Below are 2724 nucleotides of genomic sequence, written 5' to 3'. Positions count from 1 at the left end.
GTTGGTAGCTTAGACGCTGATTTTTTAGCTGGGGTTGGCTACGATATGAGTCAACCTAATTATGCTTTGAAGTTATCCAATGACGGGCAGAATCAGGTCACCCATAACCGTTTTGTGGTTCCGGAATGGGGTACGTTGCGGTTCGATTTGCACGTGCCGAAACCCAAGGATGGTCTTTTCAAGGTTTCTATCAAAGGAACGGAACCGGATGATGAGTGGCTTTCAGCAGGAGAAATCGATCTGAAGCTCGCTGAACATCCGGCTGAAAGCGAAAGCGCCGTTGGCTATTATGACTATGTAAACGGAGAATATATAGACCCCTACACTTACAGTCTTGATTATGCTTTACAGGGGTTTGAGACCTTCCATTTAGATATTCCCGAAAACCTGCGCGGGAAGTCGGCAGTGTTGCAATTTACCCTAGAAGGAGAGAGCACAGTTTATCTGGATGATGTGTTCTTCAAAAGCACTCATCTGAAGTTAGGCAATCCTACTTTTGCGCGTCCCTTTGAAGATACGCATCGCGAGAATTACCTGATTGAGAAGCCGCAATACTCCCTATCTTATAACGATGCGATTAAAGGACCTAATTGGGTGAGTTGGCAGTTAAATAAATCGTGGTTGGGTAATATAACTAGACCAGGACCAGAGGAGGCAAGAGCTATTGGCTATCCTCCTACTAACTTTCCTCCTGACTCAGTGTACTCTGCCGATATATTCGACTACCCGTGGCTATCAGACAGCACTCTTCCTACCGATTGGGTGAAAACTGCAAGTCCAGACTACAGAGTCAGCTTTGGACTTGATAAAGGACATATGACCCCGTCCGAAGCTCGAAACAGAACGAAGAAGGATATTTACTCGACTTACTTCACAACGAACGCACTTCCACAACATGAGGATGCTAATCAGTTTGGCGCTTGGAGAGAGTTTGAAAAATATAGCCAATATACATTGGTTGAAAATGACAATAAAGAACTGTACGTTATTGCAGGCGGGTTTGGCTATGGTTCGGAAAGAAAAATCGGTTTTCCTTACCGAACCGTTCATAACAGAATCTTACTGAAGGATGGATCTGTTTTTATGGATGGGAATGGTAGACCTAAACTAGCCTCTTCATTGCCGAAAGATTCAGATTGAAATCCCGATACCAGATTTAGCCTACAGTCAATAGAAAATGCCAAACTAATTCGGGTTCCTGAATATATTTGGAAAATTGCTGTGGTTATGGAACCCGGTCAAGAAATAGCCGATATTACTGACCAGACTGAGGTGTACGCCATGATAACACCTAACCGAACTCAGCTGAGCACTCCAGGACCTTTTTCGTTACCCAATGGAGTGATGAAAGATATTACGGATTGGAATGACTGGAGACAATGGCAAGTTAGCGTTGACTATCTTGAGGAGATAACCGGCTATGATTTCTTGTCCAATGTGCCTCAAGCAATTCAAACAGTGATCGAAAGCTGAAGTCCGATTTCTCTGACCGCTTCTTCAGCGTCACGGCTACTTTTATTTTTGATTTTTTGGAGAAGACTGACGCAAAAACAACATTATAGGGGCTTCTGGGTTGACGCCTAATAGAGAAAATGCGTCAGTCATGTTTGAATAATTTTTCGTTCGTAAAATTCTCTTTTTCTCTTAGAACAGCTCGTTACAAAAAATTTAAGTTTCCGTACCGAATTAATTACACAGTTAATGCCTCGATTCATTCAGTCGTCTAGCCCAAACGAATGTGTAATTTATTTTGCATACTTACTACTCGGGAAATGGTTCTGGATCGGTGATGACCTCTCCATTGGGCCAGATGGTTTCGCGGCATACGCAGTCAACGAAGACGATGTTGTCAAAAATGGCTCCTCTGAAATTAGTTCTACCTATCGAGGTGGCAAACATCTCGGCAGAGCTAAAATTAGCTTCTTCACAAATGGCATCGTACAAAGCCGTTTCTGCCAACATTGCCCTTTCTAGGTTGGCACGCCTGAGGTTAGCCTCCACTAGAGTAGAGAAAGACAAGTTAGCCCCTTCCAAGTTAGCCCCTTCTAAGTTAGCCCTGTTGAGATCGGCGCTAGTTATAGAAGCTAGTCTTAAGTCGGAGCCTTCTAAAATGGCATAGCTGAGATCGGTTTGGTCCAGTTTGGCATTCCTCAAGATCGCAAATCTGAGATTAGAATTATTCAGTCTGGCTCCAAACAAGTTGGCTCGACTTAAGTCAGCATATCTGAGATTAGCTTCTTTAAGAATAGCATTGTTCAGAACCGCTTCTTGCAGCAGCACTCCTTCCAAGTTGGCATCAGTCAGGTTAGCCCGACTCAAGTCAACTCCACTTAACTGGGCATTTCTCAGATCGACTCTAGCAAAATCTCTTTCTCCCAAAGCATAACGTCTGAGTAACTCCTCAACCTCCATAACTCTCCTCCCCAATTTACTTGTACCTTTAATAATAGCGCGAGTGGTTCTAGTTCTGGCAAGTGAAAAGTTCTGTAGTGGCGAAAGAAACAGCCGATGCGATTAGCATTATCAATGCTCATGCGCCCGACTCAGTAATCGAAGCAGGCAGCAGCTCAGATTTATTACGTGCTAAGCTGTTCAGCATTTAAATTGGTATAATATTCAGACCTTCCATAACAATCAAGCCCATGCCAGCTACCAATTGTTTAACGACTGAACAAGTCAAAAAACTTCAAAAAGCCCTAAAAGAGGAACCCAATGGGGAGATCC

1 protein-coding gene and 1 pseudogene are annotated in these 2724 nt (G+C 43.5%); one reads left to right on the top strand and one right to left on the bottom strand.

Annotation, left to right across the window (positions count from 1 at the left end):
- Positions 1–45: 45 nt before the first annotated feature.
- A pseudogene (locus NG833_RS29905) lies at positions 46–1473 on the top strand (DNA/RNA non-specific endonuclease).
- A gap of 288 nt (positions 1474–1761) precedes the next feature.
- On the opposite strand, the gene NG833_RS29895 reads toward NG833_RS29905, so the two are convergent.
- The gene (locus NG833_RS29895; protein WP_254568903.1) at positions 1762–2412 is read right to left on the bottom strand and encodes a pentapeptide repeat-containing protein; all 651 of its coding nucleotides are present in this window, start codon (positions 2410–2412) and stop codon (positions 1762–1764) included.
- Between the last annotated feature and the right edge of the window lie 312 nt (positions 2413–2724).

This window comes from Oscillatoria sp. HE19RPO (genome assembly GCF_024220515.1).
GTDB lineage: Bacteria > Cyanobacteriota > Cyanobacteriia > Cyanobacteriales > Laspinemataceae > Laspinema.
This window is presented reverse-complemented; position numbering and strand designations above follow the sequence as displayed.